The following is a 16,848-nucleotide window of genomic DNA, read 5'->3' on the forward strand; positions in this document are numbered from 1 at the left end:
GAGCGAGCAAATGCCGTTCAATCCAGTGGATTATCGATCTGCGCACGCAGCAGCTCGGCGAAGGTGCTCGCCTCCACCGGGCGGCTGATCAGAAAGCCCTGGATCTCATCGCAGTTCTGGCTCTTGAGAAAGTCCATCTGTGCCTGGGTTTCCACGCCCTCGGCCACCACTTTCAGCTCCAGGCTGTGAGCCATGGCGATGATCGCGCGGGTGATTGCGGCATCCTCGCCACCGGGTGACAGGTCGCGGATGAAGGTCTGGTCGATCTTCACGTAATGCACCGGGAAGCGCTTAAGGTAACTGAGCGAGGAATAGCCGGTGCCAAAGTCGTCGATGGCCAGCTTGACCCCCAGTTCGCGCAGCTGGCGGAAGGTGACGATGACGCTGTCGACGTTATCCAGCAGTTGGCTTTCGGTCAGCTCCAGTTCCAGATACTGCGGCGCCAGGCCGGTTTCTTCGAGCACCTGGCGCACCAGGCTGGTGAGGTTGCCCTGGCGCAACTGATACACCGAGATGTTCACCGACACCCGTATCTGCGCCAGCCCCTCCTCCTGCCACTGGCGCGCCTGGCGGCAGGCCTGACGCAGCACAAACTCGCCAATCGGTGCGATCAGCCCGGTTTCCTCGGCCAGACCGATGAACTCGCTCGGCGGCACCATGCCCTGCTGCGGATGGCGCCAGCGCACCAGCGCCTCGGCGGCGTTGAGCTGGCCGTCGGCAAGGTTCAGCTTGGGCTGGTAGAACACCTCCAGCTGGCCTTCGTCGATGGCCTTGCGCAGCTGGTTCTCCAGTTGCAGGCGCTCCAGGGTGCAGGCCTGCAGGTTGTCGGTGAAGAACTGGAAGGTGTTGCCGCCCAGGTGTTTGGCATGTTGCACGGCCATATTGGCCTGGCTGATCAGCGCGCTGATCTCGCGCGCGTAGTCCGGCATCAGGCTGATGCCCAGCGAGGCGCTGATCACCAGTTCGTGGCCACCAACGGTCATTGGCACACGCAACTTGGCCAGCAGCCGACTGGCCACCCGTGCCAGGCTGGAAAGGCTGCCATAGGCATCGAGGATGATGGCGAACTCATCACCCGAGAGCCGTGCAATGCAGTCAGCTTCCGGCACGGCCTGGGTCAGGCGACGGCTCATCTGCCGCAGCAATTGATCCGCCACTTCATGGCCGAGGCTGTCGTTGAGCAGCTTGAAGCGGTCCAGGTCGATATGCACCAGAGCGATGCTGCGGCCGCTCTGGCGGGCGCGCTGGCTGGCATCGTGCAGACGCTCCTTGAACAGGCTGCGGTTGGCCAGGCCGGTCAGATCATCGTAGTGCGACAGGTAGCGCAGGCGCTCCTCGGCCTCGCGCCGCGCACTGAGATCAGCGAAGAAGCCGACGATATGACTGGACCGACCGCTGGTATCGCGCACCAGATTGAGCTGCAACCATTGCGGATAGAGTTCACCGCTCTTGCGCGTCTCGATCAGCTCACCCTGCCAGGTGCCGTTGCTGTCCAGCTCCTGGCGGATCAACTGATACTGCCTGCGCATCTCACCACTGCTGAACAGGCTGGTCACCGTGCGCCCGATCACTTCCTCGCTGCTGTAGCCGGTTACCGCACTGAAGGCGCGGTTGACTGCCAGCACGCGGTAGTCGGGGTCAAGAATGAAGATGCCCTCGCTGGCGGCCTCGAACACGGTCGCGGCCAGACGTTGCTGCTGCTCCTGCTGGCGCCGCGCGCTGACGTCACGTCGCGTGCCGAGCATGCGCCGGACACGACCGGCGGCGTCGCGCTCGACCGCACGGCCACGGTCTTCGACCCAGACCCAGTGGCCATCGACATGACGCACGCGGTACTCGATCTGGTAATCCTCGCTACGCCCCTTGAGGTGCTGAACCAGCGCTCGGCGCAGCCGTGGCAGGTCGTCCGGGTGCAGACGCGGGGTGAGGTCGCGCAGCATCACCTGCACCTGCTCCGCCGTCAGACCGAACAGTTCATGCAAGTGCGAGTGATGCACCTGATCGCTTTCCAGATCCCAGTCCCACAGCCCCAGCTCACTGGCCTCCAGCGCCAGGGCCAGGCGCTCCTGGCTCTTGCCCAGGGCATGGGTCGCCTCGTCCAGCTCCAGGGTGCGCTCGGCCACGCGCATTTCCAGCGCACCATGGGCACCGCGCAGCTCACGTTCGGCGCGACGGCGTTGCTCAACCTCGCGCGCCAGCTCTTCATTGAGCCCTTCGGCGCGCTGCTTGGCATGCTCCAGGTTGCTGATCAGCGCCAGGTTATAGAACCGTTGCAGCAGGCTGCGCTGTACCAGGCGGTTGACCTGCCAGGCCACGATCAGCAGGGCAAGAAACAGGATCAGCCCAAGCAGCCCCCAACCGCGTTGCAGGCTGTTGTCGGCCAGCAGCAGATAGGCCACCGAAGGCAGCAGGCAGGGCAAGGCGAAGCTGAGAAAGGCCGACAAGCTGACGGCATAGGCCACGCTGGCCGACAGAATCGCCGCAGCGATCAGGCCATAAACCAGTGCCTGCTGATAGAAGACATCGGCCGGCACCAGCTCGATCACGGCAAAGGCGAGGGTCAGGCCGGAGGCCCCCGCGCCGAACAGGAAGATGTTTCGCCAGTAGGGTTCGGCCTGGCGGCTCGGCAGCGCCGCGTTGAAGGCGTTCACCTGGGTCAGACGCAGCAGCACCAGCAACACCACCCAGCCCAACCATGCTGCGAGCATGAGGGCGCTCTGCTGACTCCACAGCAACAGGCTGCAGGCCAGCCCGACCAGCAGCATGAGCAACGTGGGCAGACGCGAGCCCTGAAACAACAGTCGGGTACGCTCGACGGCAATATCCGTGGCGAACTGACGTTCAGCCTGATGCGGGTCCAGCGTCACCTCTTGAACTTCGGCGCTAGTCGTGGCGGTCATGGGCGATTTCTTGTAATGATTGCCTGAGGGGCCGCGGTGTTTTTCAGCTGCCTCAGCCCTGACGTCGCGGGAGAATACCCGAGACAGACGCTCTGCCCAACAATGATGTGGCCCCTTTCACAGCTTGACGCCCAACTTTTGGCGGGCACCGGCAGAGCATGATGGCCTTTGGCCGCCTGACCAGGCGCATCTGCGCCCTGACCTGCCAGTCGTCGGTTGCATCGGACGCGTTTCTCCACGCTCGGCCAACGGTTTGCCCTCCCCTGTCCGGCCCCCTAGAATGCCGCGATGCAAAATGACCTCGATCACAGACTCACTACCCTCAATCCCGCCCAGCACCACGCGGTTACCACGCCGCCGGGTCATCAGCTGGTGCTGGCCGGTGCCGGCTCGGGCAAGACCCGTGTGCTGGTGCACCGCATCGCCTTCCTGATCCAGCGCCTGGACGTGTCGCCGCACAGCATCCTGTCGGTGACCTTTACCAACAAGGCGGCCGCCGAGATGCGCCACCGCATCGAAGACGTGCTCGGCCACGCCCCTGCGGGCATGTGGGTCGGTACCTTCCACGGTCTGGCTCACCGCCTGCTGCGTGCACACTGGCAGGAGGCAAAGCTAGCCGAGAACTTCCAGATTCTCGACTCCGACGATCAGCAGCGCCTGATCAAGCGGGTAATCCGCGACCTCGGCCTGGATGAACAGCGCTGGCCGGCCAAGCAGGCGCAGTGGTTCATCAACGGGCAGAAGGACGAGGGCATCCGCCCGCAAGGCATCCAGGCCAGCGGCGACCTGTTCCTGGCCACCATGCGCGGCATCTATGAAGCCTACGAGGCGGCCTGTGCGCGCACCGGCGTCATCGACTTCGCCGAACTGCTGCTGCGCGCCCTCGACCTCTGGCGCGACAACGCCGGCCTGCTGGAGCACTACCAGCGCCGCTTCCGCCATATCCTGGTCGACGAGTTCCAGGACACCAACGCCGTGCAGTACGCCTGGCTGCGCTTTTTGGCTAAGGGCGGCGAAAGCCTGATGGTCGTGGGCGACGACGATCAGTCGATCTACGGCTGGCGCGGCGCGAAGATCGAGAACATCCAGCAGTTCGACAGCGATTTCGCCGATGCCGAGATCATCCGCCTGGAGCAGAACTACCGCTCCACCGCCAATATCCTCAATGCCGCCAACGCGCTGATCGCCAACAACCAGGGCCGCCTCGGCAAGGAGTTGCGCACCGACGTCGGCGATGGCGAGCCGCTGGCCCTGTATGCCGCCTTCAACGAGCACGACGAAGCGCGCTACGTGGTCGAGACCATCGAGGACGCCCTGCGCAAGGACGGCCTCAAGCGCAGCGAGATCGCCATTCTCTATCGCTCCAACGCCCAGTCGCGGGTGCTGGAAGAGGCGCTGCTGCGCGAGAAGATCCCCTACCGCATCTACGGCGGTCAGCGCTTCTTCGAGCGTGCCGAAATCAAGAACGCCATGGCCTACCTGCGCCTGCTCGACGGGCGCGGTAACGATGCGGCGCTGGAGCGCATCATCAACGTGCCGGCGCGCGGCATCGGCGAGAAGACCATCGAAACCATCCGCGAGTACGCCCGCGCCCATGACGTGCACATGTGGGAGGCGATCCGCCTGATGCTGGCGGTCAAGGCTCTGCCGGGCCGTGCCTCGGGGGCCCTGGCCGGCTTCATCGAACTGATCGACAGCCTGGCCGAGCAGGTCTTGGCCATGCCGCTGCACCAGATGACCCAGGTGGTCATCGAAAAGAGCGGCCTGCTCGCCTATCACGAGGCGGAAAAAGGTGAGAAGGGCCAGGCCCGGGTGGAAAACCTGGAGGAACTGGTCAGCGCCGCACGCACCTTCGAGAACGATGAAGACGACGAGCTGACCCCGCTGCAGGCCTTCCTCACCCATGCCTCGTTGGAGGCCGGGGACACCCAGGCCGCAGAGAACGAAGACAGTATTCAACTGATGACCCTGCACAGCGCCAAGGGCCTGGAATTCCCCCTGGTGTTCCTGGTGGGCATGGAAGAGGGTCTGTTCCCGCACAAGATGAGCCTGGAAGAACCGGGCCGATTGGAAGAAGAACGCCGCCTGGCCTATGTCGGCATTACCCGTGCCATGCAGAAGCTGGTGATCAGCTACGCCGAAACCCGGCGTCTCTACGGTAGCGAGACCTACAACAAGGTGTCGCGCTTCGTCCGCGAAATCCCCGCACCGCTGATTCAGGAGGTGCGCCTGAGCAACAGCGTCAGCCGCCCGGTGAGCACCAGCTCGATGGGTGGCGGCAGCCTGTTCGCCGGCAGCGCCGTGCCGGAAACGCCCTTTAGTCTGGGCCAGCGCGTACGTCACAGCCTGTTCGGCGAGGGCACCATCCTCAATTTCGAGGGTGCTGGCGCCCAGGCGCGGGTCCAAGTGAACTTCGAAAACGAAGGCAGTAAGTGGCTGATGCTGGCGTACGCCAAGCTGGAAGCCTACTAGCACACCCTATCTGGAGAGAATCGATGAAACGCCGCAATCTGTTCGGCGCCGCCGTGGCACTGATCGCCGCCATCGGCCTGGCTGGCTGCAAAGAAGACAAGGCCGCCAGCGAACAAGCCGCTACCAAGCCGGCAGAAACCGTCCACTGGAAGATGGTCACGTCCTGGCCGAAGAACTTCCCTGGTCTGGGCACCTCTGCCGAGCGCCTGGCCGAGCGCATCAACGCCATGAGTGCCGGGCGCCTGACCGTCAAGGTCTACGCCGCTGGTGAGCTGGTGCCAGCGCTGGAAGTGTTCGATGCCGTCTCGCGCGGCACCGCCGAGATGGGCCACGGCACGCCGTACTACTGGAAAGGCAAAATCCCGGCTGCGCAGTTCTTCAGCAGCGTGCCGTTCGGTCTTTCGACTCTGGAAATGAACGCCTGGCTCAGCCACGGCGGTGGCCAGGCGCTGTGGGATGAAACCTACGCACCGTTCGGTGTGAAGCCGCTGTCGGCGGGCAACACCACCATGCAAATGGGCGGCTGGTTCAATAAGGAAATCAACAGCCTGGACGACATCAAAGGCCTGAAGATCCGCATGCCGGGCCTCGGCGGCGAAGTCTGGAGCCGTCTGGGTGCGATCACCGTCAACCTGCCGGGCGGCGAGATTTTCACCTCCCTGCAGACCGGTGCCATCGATGCCACCGACTGGGTCGGCCCCTATAACGACCTGGCCTTCGGCCTGCACAAGGCTGCCAAGTACAACTACTTCCCGGGCTGGCAGGAGCCGCAGGCGGTGGTCGAGGCCATGGTCAACCAGAAGGCCTTCGACGCACTGCCGACCGACCTGCAAGCCATCGTCGTCGAAGCCGCGCGTGCCGCGACCCTGGACATGATGGACGACTACGTGTTCAACAACGCCAAGGCGCTGCAGAGCCTGAAGAGCGAAGGCGTGCAGTTCAAGCGCCTGCCGGATGAGGTGCTGCAAGCCATGCGTGAGCAGTCCAACCTGGTGCTCGAAGCCCTGGCCGCCGAGAACGACCTCAACGGTCGCATCTGGGCCTCGCAGAAAGCCTTCCTCGAAGAAGCCAGCGCCATGCAGGCGCTGACCGAGAAAGAGCTGTACAACTGGCGTTGATTCAACAAGAGAGTCCCTTCAGGCCAGGCTCCCAACGCATTATTGTGTGTGGGAGCCCCGCCTCGGGGCGAAGCTTATACCGCCCGCCATCGGCGCAATGATAGCCAAGAGCGCACCCGGCATTGTTTCGAGCCCGGGTTCGCGGCGAGGCGCCGCTCCTACAGACTCGGCGCGTAGCTTGACTAACAGGTATCGACCACCAAGAGCCCCGTTCTTCCTCAGGGATGACTGCCCATGCGCCTTCGCTCTCTGCTTCTCCTGCCTCTGCTCGCCCTCGGCCTGATCGGCTGCAAGGACGACTCCGCACCGGCCGACCAGGCCGCAGCCCCCACGCAAACCTTCCACTGGAAGATGGTCACCACCTGGCCGAAGAACGCACCCGGCACCGGCACCGCGGCCGAACGCCTGGCCGAGCGCGTCAACGCCATGAGCGCCGGGCGTCTGACCATCAAGGTTTATGCCGCTGGCGAGCTGGTGCCGGCGCTGGAGGTGTTCGACGCCGTGTCGCGCGGTACGGCGGAACTCGGCCACGGCACACCCTATTACTGGAAGGGCAAGGTGCCGGCCGCGCAGTTCTTCGGTGCGGTGCCCTTCGGCCTGTCCACCCTGGAAATGAACGCCTGGCTGAACAAGGGCGGCGGCCAGGCGCTGTGGGACGAAGCCTACGCGCCGTTCGGCCTCAAGCCGCTGACGGCGGGCAACAGCACCATGCAGATGGGCGGCTGGTTCAACAAGGAAATCAACAGCCTGGCTGACATTAAAGGCCTGAAGATCCGTATGCCGGGCCTCGGCGGCGAAGTCTGGAGCCGCCTGGGTGCGACCACCGTAGTGATGCCGGGTGGCGAAATCTTCACCGCCCTGCAGACCGGTGCCATCGACGCCACCGACTGGGTCAGCCCCTACAACGACCTGGCCTTCGGCCTGCACAAAGCCGCCAAGTACTATTACTACCCGGGCTGGCAGGAGCCGCAGTCGGTGCTCGAACTGCTGATCAACCAGAAAGCCTTCGACGCCCTGCCCGCCGACCTGCAGGCCATCGTCACCGAAGCGGCGCGTGCGGCGACCCAGGACATGATGGACGACTACGTCTACCACAACGCCCTGGCGCTGGATGAACTGAAGAAGAGCGGCACGCTGCTCAAACGCTTCCCCGACGAAGTGCTGCAGGCGATGCAAAACGAGAGCGAACAGGTACTGGGCGAGCTGGCCGCACAAAGCGAACTCAATGGCCGCATCTGGGCCTCGATGCAGGCGTTCCAGGCGCTGGCCACCTCGATGCAGGCGCTGTCGGAGAAAGAGCTGTACGACTGGCGCTGAGCCGCTCAGGGTTATAGCCCTTACCCTTGTGGGAGCCCCGCCCCGGGGCGAAGCTGTATTACCTCAGGTTCGCGGCGGAGCGCCGCTCCTACCCGTTCGGCGCGGCCACATCTGACCTATCCGGCTCCGTTTGTCGTTCCAGGCTGCGCCTCATGCCCTGGCGGCCATACTTCACGGATGAAGAACAAACCGACTGACCCCGCCCAGATCCTCGACAGCGCCCTGCACCTGGCCGACGTATGTGGCTGGGAGCGCCTGCACCTGTTCGACGTCGCCGCCGCACTCGACATCGGCCTGGACGATATCGCCCGCCATTACCGCGACAAGGACGACCTGGTGGAAGCCTGGTTCGACCGCGCCGATCTGGCCATGCTCGGCCACGCCAGAAATCCCGATCTGCAGGGTCTGAACGCCGAACAACGTCTGGAAAGCTGCCTGCTGGCCTGGCTCGAGAGCCTGGCAGCCCATCGCGCAGTGACCGGGCAGATGCTGCTGTACAAGCTCGAACCCGGGCATATCCACCTGCAGGTGCTCGGCCTGATGCGCATCAGCCGCACCGTGCAGTGGTGGCGCGAAGCAGCCGGCCGGCAAAGCCTGCACCTGCGCCGTATCGCCGAAGAAACCCTGCTCACCGGCGCCTACCTGCGCAGCTTCGTGCACTGGCTGCGCCATCCCGAAGAAGACGCAGCAACCTTCCGCGGCTTCCTGCGCGCTCAACTGCGCTGCGGCCCGCTGCCTCTGCTGCTGCAACGCCCGTAGCCCGATGAAATCCGGGGCCATGGTTGCGGATTGCATCGGGCTACACGGACAAATCGCAGGGTGCTCGCCCTACAGGCAAAAGCCGGAAACATTCTGTCACTGGTCATGCCCCCCCTATGACGGGCAAGATGCCGGCCAAGCTTTTCCATAAGAGAGAAAACCGTGATGCAGCGTTTCCTCAGTATCGCCATGGTTCTGTGCCTGGCACTGACCTTCAGTTTCGAAGCCCACGCCAAGCGTTTTGGCGGTGGCAAATCCTTCGGCTCCGCACCCAGCCACCAGACCCGCCAGGCCACGCCGCCGGCGCAATCGGCTGCCCAGGCACCCGGTCGTCAACAGCCTGCCGCTGCCGCCAGCGGTGCTTCGCGCTGGCTCGGCCCGCTGGCCGGTCTGGCCGCCGGTGGCCTGCTGGCCTCGATGTTCATGGGTGACGGTTTCGAAGGCCTGCAGATCATGGACATGCTGATCTTCGGCCTGATCGCCTTCCTGCTGTTCCGCTTCCTCGCCGCCCGTCGCGCTCGCCAACAGCCGCAAATGGCCGCTGCCGGTGCGCCGTACCAGCGTGAAATGCCAAATGCCGACAACGCCCCGGCCGCTGGCAGCAATATCTTCGGTGGTCGTCTGGCCTCGGCCGCTCCGGTGATCAACGCACCGGCCTGGTTCAATGAGCAGAGCTTCATCGCCGCCGGTCGCGAGCACTTCATGAACCTGCAGCAGCACTGGGACGCCGACGAGATGGACAAGATCGCCGAGTTCGTCACGCCGCAACTGCTGGACTTCCTCAAGCGCGAGCGCGCCGAGCTGGGTGACGGCTTCCAGTCCACTTATGTCGATAACCTCGACGTGCAACTCGACGGTGTCGACGACAACGCCGAGAAGACCATCGCCACCCTGACCTTCAGCGGCGTGTCGAAAACCTCGCGCTTCGACCAGGGCGAGCCCTTCAGCGAAAGCTGGCGCCTGGAGCGTGCCCAGGGCGACAACCAGCCGTGGCTGATCGCCGGCATTCGCCAGAACTGATCGCTACGGCGCACTAAAAACCCGGGCTTGCCCGTAATGCTGTTCACTTAAGAAACGGTCGAGCTCGATCAGTCCCCTCGCCCCTCCGGGGAGAGGGTTAGGGAGAGGGGGAAACTGGCAGTTTTGCGGTGTTTTCTGCCCTCTCCCCCAGCCCCTCTCCCATAAATGGGAGAGGGGAGCCAAACGTGTGCAACCTTAAGTGAACAGCATTAGGGCTTGCCCGGGTTTTTATTTCGGCATTTGCCGGTTATCGCGGCTGAAGCCGCTCCTACAGCCCCTCACGACAGATCAGTAGCAGCCCGGCGCATGCCGATATGCGGGATGTCGTCCTCCAGATACACCTCGGTCACCGCCACGAAGCCATAACGCCCGTAGTAGCCCTGCAGGTGCGCCTGCGCCGACAGATAAACCGGCGCCCCCGGCCAACGCTGACCACACTCGACCAGCGCCCGCTCCATCAGCCGATGGCCCAGCCCGCTGCCGCGTGCCCGCTCGGCGGTCAGCACGCGACCGATCACCACCTCGCCTTCCATATGCTGCGGATCGAGCAGGCGCAGATAGCCCACCAACCCCGACTCGTCGCGTGCCAGCAGGTGGCAGGTGTCACCGACCAGGTCCTGGCCATCGGTTTCCAGATAGGGGCAGTTCTGCTCGACCACGAACACCTGGGTGCGCAGTGCCAGCAGTTCATAGAGGGTCGCAGCATCGAGTTCGCTGTGGTGCAGGCAGTGCCAGGTAAGAGATGACATGAAAGGCTCCGCAAAAGCGCCAGTATGCAGTGACGACGACATGTTTTCATTCTGCCGGCCAGCTACTGTATAAAGCCGATCCACCCTGATGAGGAGCCGACGCCGTGGAAGAAGTCATCGAACAGTTGCGCGAACTCAACGAGCCGGTACCGGTACCGCTGGAGCTGCCGGAAGAAGAAACCCTGGTGGAGATTCAGGAGCAGATCCTCATCCACTTGCCCTTCGAGCTGCGCGAATACCTGCTCAAGGTCAGTGATGTGGTCTACGGCCGCCTGGAGCCGGTGACCGCCAGTGATCCGCACTCGCACACCTACCTGCCGGAAGTCGCCTCGGTGGCCTGGGATCTCGGCCTGCCGCGCGATCTGGTGCCACTGTGCCAGGACGGCCGCGATTACTACGCGGTGGACGTGGAAGGCCAGGTCTGGCTGTGGGATGGCGACGAAGGCGAGCTGACCGACGAAAGCTGGGACTCGGTCTGGCACTGGTGCCGTGACGTCTGGCTGGAAAGCTGATCACGCCTTCGCCCTGGGGTGCGCCATACGGACTATCGGCTTCGCGAACGCCGTCGCCGCTGAAGCGCCTCCCACGATATGTCTCCGAGACTCAGCCCCGAGGGAGGGGCTTCAGCCGCGAACCTCATCAAGCGAGTTACGCGAACAGCACCCTCACACCTCGCCCTGCTCCAACGCCAGCAGGTTGAGCAGAAAGCGCGCGAAGTAAAGCAGATCCTGTTCCATCGCCTGGCGAGCGCCCTTGGCATCGCCGGCTTCGATAGCGGCAAAGGCGTCTTCATGAAAGTCATTGAGCCGCAGCGACAGGTCGGCGCCGGTGAACAGGCGGTTGAAGAAGGGGCCGATCTGCAGCCATAGCGACTCGATCGAACGCAGCAACACCGGGTTGCCACATGCACCGTACAAATGCAGGTGAAACTGGCTGTTGGCGTTGAGGTAGTCCTGCACCTGGCGCTGCTCGATGGCACTGTCCATGCTTTTGACACACTCGCGCAGCGTGCCCAGATCATCGGCCGTGAGACGCGGTGTCGCCAGTTCAACGGCCAGACCCTCCAGCGCCAGGCGCACCTGAAAGATGTTTTTGTAGCGCTCGCGGGTCATCGACGGGACTCGCACCGAGCGCTGCTGCTCGCCCTCCAGCGCGCCCTCGGCCACCAAACGTTGCAGAGCCGCACGCACCGGCATCGGGCTGGTACCCCACTCGGCCGCCAGGTCGCGGATCTTCAAGGCTTGCCCCGGCTGAAAACGTCCGGCCAGCAATCCCTCACGAATACGTTGGTACAGCTGTTCCTGCAGATTATCGCTCATGGTTTCAATGCCCCTTTGGCGGTGCAGGAAGCTGGGAGAGGGTAAGCAGGCAGTCACGCATGAGTTTCTCCATTGAACGAAGATCGGGCCGACAGGAACGAGTGATCGCCGTTCGTCTGCTTCATTTTTTTGTGATCACAAAGTTAGCCAAATACTAACTCATATAGGTTCAATAAGTGGATATTGCGATTTCTGTGATCACAAAATATGATGTGCGGAAATCCGAACGAGGTGTTCAAGATGACTGCCAGTGGTATCGCCGCAACCGCCGTGGAAACCTTCGCTGCCCGTGAGCGCGCGCGCTTCCTCGAACGCAACCCGAAGTCGGTGGCCCTGGCCGAACGCGCCCGCCACTCGCTGTACGGCGGCGTACCGATGCACTGGATGGCCGATTGGTCGACGCCGGTGCCACTGTTCGTCGAACGTGCCAAGGGCGCACGTTTCTTCGATGTGGACGGTCACGAGTACATCGACTTCTGCCTGGGCGACACCGGCACCATGTTCGGCCACTCGCCCGACCCGGTCGCGCGCGCCCTCGCCGAGCAAGCGAACAATGGCCTGACCACCATGCTGCCCGGCGAGGACGCTGTGGTATGCGGCGAGCTGCTGGCCCAGCGCTTCGGCCTGCCCTACTGGCAGGTGACCGCCACCGCCACCGACTCCAACCGCTACGTGCTGCGCTGGGCGCGCGCCATCACTCAGCGCAAGACCCTGCTGGTGTTCGACGGCTGCTACCACGGCACCGTCGACGACGTCATGGTGCGTCATCGCGATGGCCAGACCGTGCACCGCTCCGGTCTGGTCGGCCAGGCCTATGACCTGACCGAGCACAGCCGCGCCATACCCTTCAACGATGTCGAGGCGCTGGAAGCGGCGCTGGCTCAGGGCGATGTCTGCGCCCTGCTCTGCGAGCCGGCGATGACCAATATCGGCATGGTGCTGCCCGATCCGGGCTTTATGCAGAAGTGCCGCGAGCTGACGCGCAAGTACGGCAGCCTGCTGATCATCGACGAAACCCACACCATCTCCACCGACATCGGCGGCTGCACGCGACTGTGGGGCCTCGACCCGGACTTCTTCGTGGTCGGCAAACCCATCGCCGGCGGCGTGCCTTGCGGCGTCTTCGGTTGCAGCGCAGAGATGGCAGGCGCCATGACTAAGGCGCGTCAGCGCGACAGTGAAGAAAGCCACGGTCACGGCCACAGCGGCATGGGCACCACCCTGTCGGCCAACGCCCTGGCCATGCACTGCATGCGCGCCAACCTGGAACAGGTGATGACCCAGGCGGCCTACGACCACATGCTGCCGCTGGCGGCGCGCCTGGCCGAGGGCTTGCGTCAGTTGATCGGCAAGCACAACCTGAACTGGTCGGTGACCGAGCTGGGCGCACGCTGCGAATTCCAGTTCTGCGCCACGTCGCCACGCACCGGTGCCGAGGCTGAAGCGGCATTCCATGACGAGCTGCAGATGGCCCTGCACCTGTACCTGATCAACCGCGGCATCCTGATCACCCCGTTCCACAATATGACCCTGTGTTGCCCGAGCACCACAGCGCAGGATGTGGACAAGCTGATCACGATGCTCGATCAAGCCCTCACCGAGCTGCTGGCCATCCCCGGCGCCCGCGAGTAATTCATCGATCAGCCTGTGGGAGGGGCTTTAGCCGCGACAGTCGCCGCTAAAGCGCCTCCCACGAGATAACGACTCACTGTGAGAATCACCATGCAATTCGCCAACCCGCAGGAAGCCCGCGACTTTCTCGCCGCCCACCCCGAGGTCCGCAGCATCGAGCTGATGCTGATCGACGCCAACGGCATCCCGCGCGGCAAGCTGCTGCATCGCGACGAGCTGCTGGCCATCTACGAAAACGGCCGACCGCTGCCCAGCTCGATCCTGTCGCTGACCATCCAGGGCGAGGACGTCGAGGAAAGCGGCCTGGTCTGGGAAGTGGCCGACGCCGACTGCTGGACCTACCCGCTGCCCGGCAGCCTGACCCTGCAACCCTGGCGCGTGGTGCCCACCGGCCAGGTGCAGGTGAGCATGCACCCGACCCAGGGTCTGCCGGCCACGCCGGGCGACCCACGCCACGTGCTGGTACGTGCCATCGAGGCGCTCAAGGCCGATGGTTATCACCCGGTAATGGCGGTGGAGCTGGAGTTCTACCTGCTGGACAAGCAGCGTGACGCCAATGGCCGCCCACAGCCCGCCGTACAGATGAACGGCGTGCGCCCACAGGCGCCGCAGGTCTACGGCGTGTACGAGCTGGAGCAGATGCAGCCGTTCCTCGACGACCTCTACGCCGCCTGCGAGGCGCAGGGCCTGCCGGTGCGCACGGCCATCTCCGAATACGCGCCGGGCCAGCTCGAGCTGACCCTGGAGCACCGTTTCGATGCACTGCAGGCGGTAGACGAAGGCGTACGCTACAAGCGCCTGGTCAAGGGCGTGGCCAACAAACACGGCTTGCAGGCCTGCTTCATGGCCAAGCCGTTCGGCGACCTGGCTGGCAGCGGCATGCATATGCACGTGTCGCTGGCCGATGCCGAGGGCAACAACCTGATGGCATCGGAAGACCCACAAGGCACGCCGCTGCTGCGCCATGCCATTGGCGGCATGATGACAACGCTGGGCGATGCCATGGCGATCTTCTGCCCCAACGCCAACTCCTTCCGCCGCTTCCAGGCCAACAGCTACGCGCCGCTGGCCAAGAGCTGGGGGGTGAACAACCGCACCGTGTCATTCCGCGTTCCCGGCGGGCCGGCCAACAGTCGCCATGTCGAGCACCGCATCTGCGGTGCCGATGCCAACCCCTATCTGGCGGCAGCCGCGATCCTCGCCGGCATCCACAAGGGCATCCGCGAGCAGCTCGACCCAGGCGCAGCCATCGTCGGCAATGGCTACGAACAGGCCCGTGAAACCCTGCCCACCGACTGGCTCACCGCCCTGCGCAACCTGGAAGATTCGAGCTGGGCACGCGAAGCGCTAGGCGAGGACTTCCTCAGGGTATTCCTGGCGATCAAGTGGGCCGAGTTCCGTCAGTTCATGGGCGAAGTGGGCGAGCAGGATTGGCGTTGGTATCTGACTCACGCCTGATCGTCGCGGACGATAAGTTGGCGGCGAGCCCTGCCGCACACCCTTATCTACAGCGGCATGCAGCGCCCATTGAATCCTGCCTCGTGCGGGCCGTCGAAGCATAGCTGGCCTTGTCCGTCGGGTTCGGCCAGCTGTGTCGGATGGTAGGGGTTGCGGGCATCCGGCATCTTGGCCAGCTGCTCGGCATCGAAAGGCCCCGGAGGCAGGCTCACCACCACGGCCAGCAAACGGCGCTTGGCCTCCAGGTCATGCAAACGCCCGGCATACCGGCGCATGTCAGGGCCGGCAACGGTCAGCAGGATATTGCCGGCCCGGTTGCGTATGCCGCCAACCGAGGCCGGCCCGGGAGCCGGCTCCTGCATCGCTGCGGCAAACGCCTCTGGCTCCAGCTGCGACAACTGCACAGCCCGCGCATACGGCGCCAGGCTGGCGTTGATGGTCATCTGCGGGCGGAAGAACAGCTGCAGGCCAAGGTATTCCCGGCCGGAGACGCTCTCCGGCAGTTGCGCATACATCTGCGCGATACCGTAGAACTCGCGCTGCATGGGCTTGAGCAGCGAGCGCTCGTCCACGCTGAACGGCTTCGGAACCGACGGGCGCGGGATCAGCCCCTGGCGATACAGGCGGACCTGCCATTCCAGATTGCGGTTGACCAACACGCCCAGCAGCATCTTCAGCACCAGGTTGTCCGCACGCGCCAGTTGCTGGCGCAGTAGCCTGAGCTCCTCGCGCAGCCCTCCCTGTGCCACATCACCCTGACCATCACGGGCCATTTGCAGCATCAGTAGATTGAGCACCTGCTGGCCCGCGTACACATAAGTGAGTCGCGGTACCGGCTCGGCGACACTCACCGAGGTCAGCGTGCGGTAGTCGTCCATGTTGAGAAAATCCCAGTAGCGCCGCTGCAGAGCGAACCAATCGGGGGCGATACGGCTGCCCAGGTCGGCCTGTGCCAGCAGGCTGTCGAAGCAGCCGAGCGCCTCGATTCGGCAGAACAGTCGCCCTTCTGGCAACGACAGGCTGGCAACGGTCGGCCCCGAATAATCGCTATCGGTCACGCCGCGCCCGGCGTACCAGCGCTCGTAGTGCTGCAGACGGGCCTTACCCAGTGCCTCGGGCTGCTCATCGAAAGGCGCATCGATCCCGTTGAGGAAAAGGTACGCGCGGCTTTCGCCGGTCGCCGCCTGCACCTGCTGCTGCCAGTCCTGCACCTGAGTGCCAAGCGGCTCATCACGCAGCCAGGCGCTGCCACCGACCAGCAGCGCCAGCGCCAGAATCACAGCACCCAGCAGGCCATCCCGTCGGCTCACTGACGCACCTGCGCATCGACCTTGATGTAGTCGCCCGCCACGCTGATGCCCATGCCGCCATAGTCCTGGCAGCCATCGGCGAACACTTCCAGCACGCGCAGCGAGATTCCCTCGCGCAGCAGACTCACCGCGCAACCAGCATTCAGCGCGGCATCCTCCAGGCGCATCTGCACAGCGTCGCCGACCAGCTTGCCCTCAAGCTCACCGACGGCCGCCGGGCCGTACTCCTCGACCCGCGCCCCCGCGCGCAACGGCGCGAAGCTGGCGTGATAACCGCCGCCAGGAATCTCGCTGATCTGCAGTTCGCTCCACACCGCCTGGCCGCTGTAGCGCAGGTAGCGGCCTACCGGGCTGGCACTCAGTGCCGGGTAATCCAGCGCCTGGCTGACCTTGATCAGGTTGTGCCGCGTTGCCGAACCGTAAAGGTTGGTGTCCAGTGCCAACTGCAGCCAGGCGCGGGCCATGCCGGCGTCATCGGCGCGCAGGTTGGCCAACATCAGATTGTTAACGGCGAGCTCGAGCCCAGCTTCATCTTCGTTCTCGACGCGACGCAGCTGACGTTCGAAGGACTCGATGGCCACCTCGAAACGACCGGCCTGATAGGCGGCCGAGCCCTCCTGGTTGCACTGCGCCGGTGTATCGCACGTTTGTTCTGCCAGTGCCGGCAGGGCGAGCAGGCCAAGCAACATAAGGGGAATGTGGCGCAAGGGCATCATCTGGCATCCTAACCAAGCAAAACCCCATATTAGCCGGGCGACGCACAGCGCGGCAGCGCACAGCCTCCCAATTTCGGA

General features: G+C 64.2%; 13 protein-coding genes. 8 read left to right on the forward strand and 5 right to left on the reverse strand.

All coding sequences use genetic code 11. The annotated features are described in order from the left end of the window. Positions 1 to 17: 17 nt before the first annotated feature. A complete protein-coding gene (locus PSOLE_RS02350; RefSeq protein ID WP_074855783.1) occupies positions 18 to 2,900 on the reverse strand; it encodes a GGDEF and EAL domain-containing protein in 2,883 nt (960 codons plus the stop codon). Positions 2,901 to 3,188: 288 nt separating this feature from the next. Between PSOLE_RS02350 and uvrD the strand changes: the two genes are divergently transcribed. The 5 genes from uvrD to PSOLE_RS02375 all read left to right on the forward strand — a co-directional run bounded on the left by uvrD (position 3,189) and on the right by PSOLE_RS02375 (position 9,586). Continuing rightward, on the forward strand, positions 3,189 to 5,372 hold the full coding sequence (gene uvrD / locus PSOLE_RS02355) for a DNA helicase II (RefSeq protein ID WP_074855781.1): 2,184 nt from the start codon (positions 3,189 to 3,191) through the stop codon (positions 5,370 to 5,372). Between the two features lie 23 nt (positions 5,373 to 5,395). After that, complete coding sequence (locus PSOLE_RS02360) at positions 5,396 to 6,490, forward strand: TRAP transporter substrate-binding protein (RefSeq protein WP_003464762.1); 1,095 nt, start codon at positions 5,396 to 5,398, stop codon at positions 6,488 to 6,490. A gap of 234 nt (positions 6,491 to 6,724) precedes the next feature. Beyond that, positions 6,725 to 7,807 (forward strand): TRAP transporter substrate-binding protein, encoded by a 1,083-nt coding sequence (locus PSOLE_RS02365; RefSeq protein ID WP_074855780.1) that lies wholly within the window; start codon positions 6,725 to 6,727, stop codon positions 7,805 to 7,807. A 177-nt stretch (positions 7,808 to 7,984) separates the two neighbouring features. Further along, a complete protein-coding gene (locus tag PSOLE_RS02370; RefSeq protein ID WP_074855778.1) occupies positions 7,985 to 8,566 on the forward strand; it encodes a TetR/AcrR family transcriptional regulator in 582 nt (193 codons plus the stop codon). Between the two features lie 165 nt (positions 8,567 to 8,731). Continuing rightward, complete coding sequence (locus PSOLE_RS02375; RefSeq protein WP_074855775.1) at positions 8,732 to 9,586, forward strand: Tim44 domain-containing protein; 855 nt, start codon at positions 8,732 to 8,734, stop codon at positions 9,584 to 9,586. Between the two features lie 278 nt (positions 9,587 to 9,864). On the opposite strand, the gene PSOLE_RS02380 is transcribed toward PSOLE_RS02375, so the two are convergent. Next, positions 9,865 to 10,335 carry a GNAT family N-acetyltransferase gene (locus tag PSOLE_RS02380; protein WP_074855773.1) on the reverse strand — a complete coding sequence of 157 codons (471 nt, stop codon included), beginning with the start codon at positions 10,333 to 10,335 and terminating at the stop codon, positions 9,865 to 9,867. Positions 10,336 to 10,439: 104 nt separating this feature from the next. Between PSOLE_RS02380 and PSOLE_RS02385 the strand changes: the two genes are divergently transcribed. Continuing rightward, positions 10,440 to 10,847, forward strand: coding sequence for an SMI1/KNR4 family protein (locus PSOLE_RS02385; RefSeq protein ID WP_074855771.1), 408 nt, complete (start codon positions 10,440 to 10,442; stop codon positions 10,845 to 10,847). 153 nt (positions 10,848 to 11,000) lie between these two features. Here PSOLE_RS02385 and PSOLE_RS02390 read toward each other — a convergent pair whose 3' ends face one another. Next, positions 11,001 to 11,654 (reverse strand): GntR family transcriptional regulator, encoded by a 654-nt coding sequence (locus PSOLE_RS02390; protein WP_074855768.1) that lies wholly within the window; start codon positions 11,652 to 11,654, stop codon positions 11,001 to 11,003. Between the two features lie 240 nt (positions 11,655 to 11,894). Here PSOLE_RS02390 and PSOLE_RS02395 point away from each other — a divergent pair, with 240 nt between their 5' ends. Then, on the forward strand, positions 11,895 to 13,286 hold the full coding sequence (locus PSOLE_RS02395; protein ID WP_039965443.1) for an aspartate aminotransferase family protein: 1,392 nt from the start codon (positions 11,895 to 11,897) through the stop codon (positions 13,284 to 13,286). 90 nt (positions 13,287 to 13,376) lie between these two features. Next, entirely contained in the window at positions 13,377 to 14,744 is a 1,368-nt protein-coding gene (locus PSOLE_RS02400; protein WP_074855766.1) for a glutamine synthetase family protein, read from the forward strand. Positions 14,745 to 14,791: 47 nt separating this feature from the next. Here PSOLE_RS02400 and PSOLE_RS02405 read toward each other — a convergent pair whose 3' ends face one another. Together PSOLE_RS02405 and PSOLE_RS02410 are read right to left on the reverse strand one after the other, a co-directional pair. Continuing rightward, a complete protein-coding gene (locus tag PSOLE_RS02405) occupies positions 14,792 to 16,054 on the reverse strand; it encodes a hypothetical protein (RefSeq protein ID WP_074855764.1) in 1,263 nt (420 codons plus the stop codon). Continuing rightward, complete coding sequence (locus tag PSOLE_RS02410) at positions 16,051 to 16,770, reverse strand: hypothetical protein (RefSeq protein WP_074855763.1); 720 nt, start codon at positions 16,768 to 16,770, stop codon at positions 16,051 to 16,053. The genes PSOLE_RS02405 and PSOLE_RS02410 overlap by 4 nt, the downstream gene beginning before the upstream one ends. Positions 16,771 to 16,848 lie beyond the last annotated feature (78 nt).

It is taken from the genome of Pseudomonas oleovorans subsp. oleovorans (genome assembly GCF_002197815.1).
Classification (GTDB): Bacteria; Pseudomonadota; Gammaproteobacteria; order Pseudomonadales; family Pseudomonadaceae; genus Aquipseudomonas; species Aquipseudomonas oleovorans.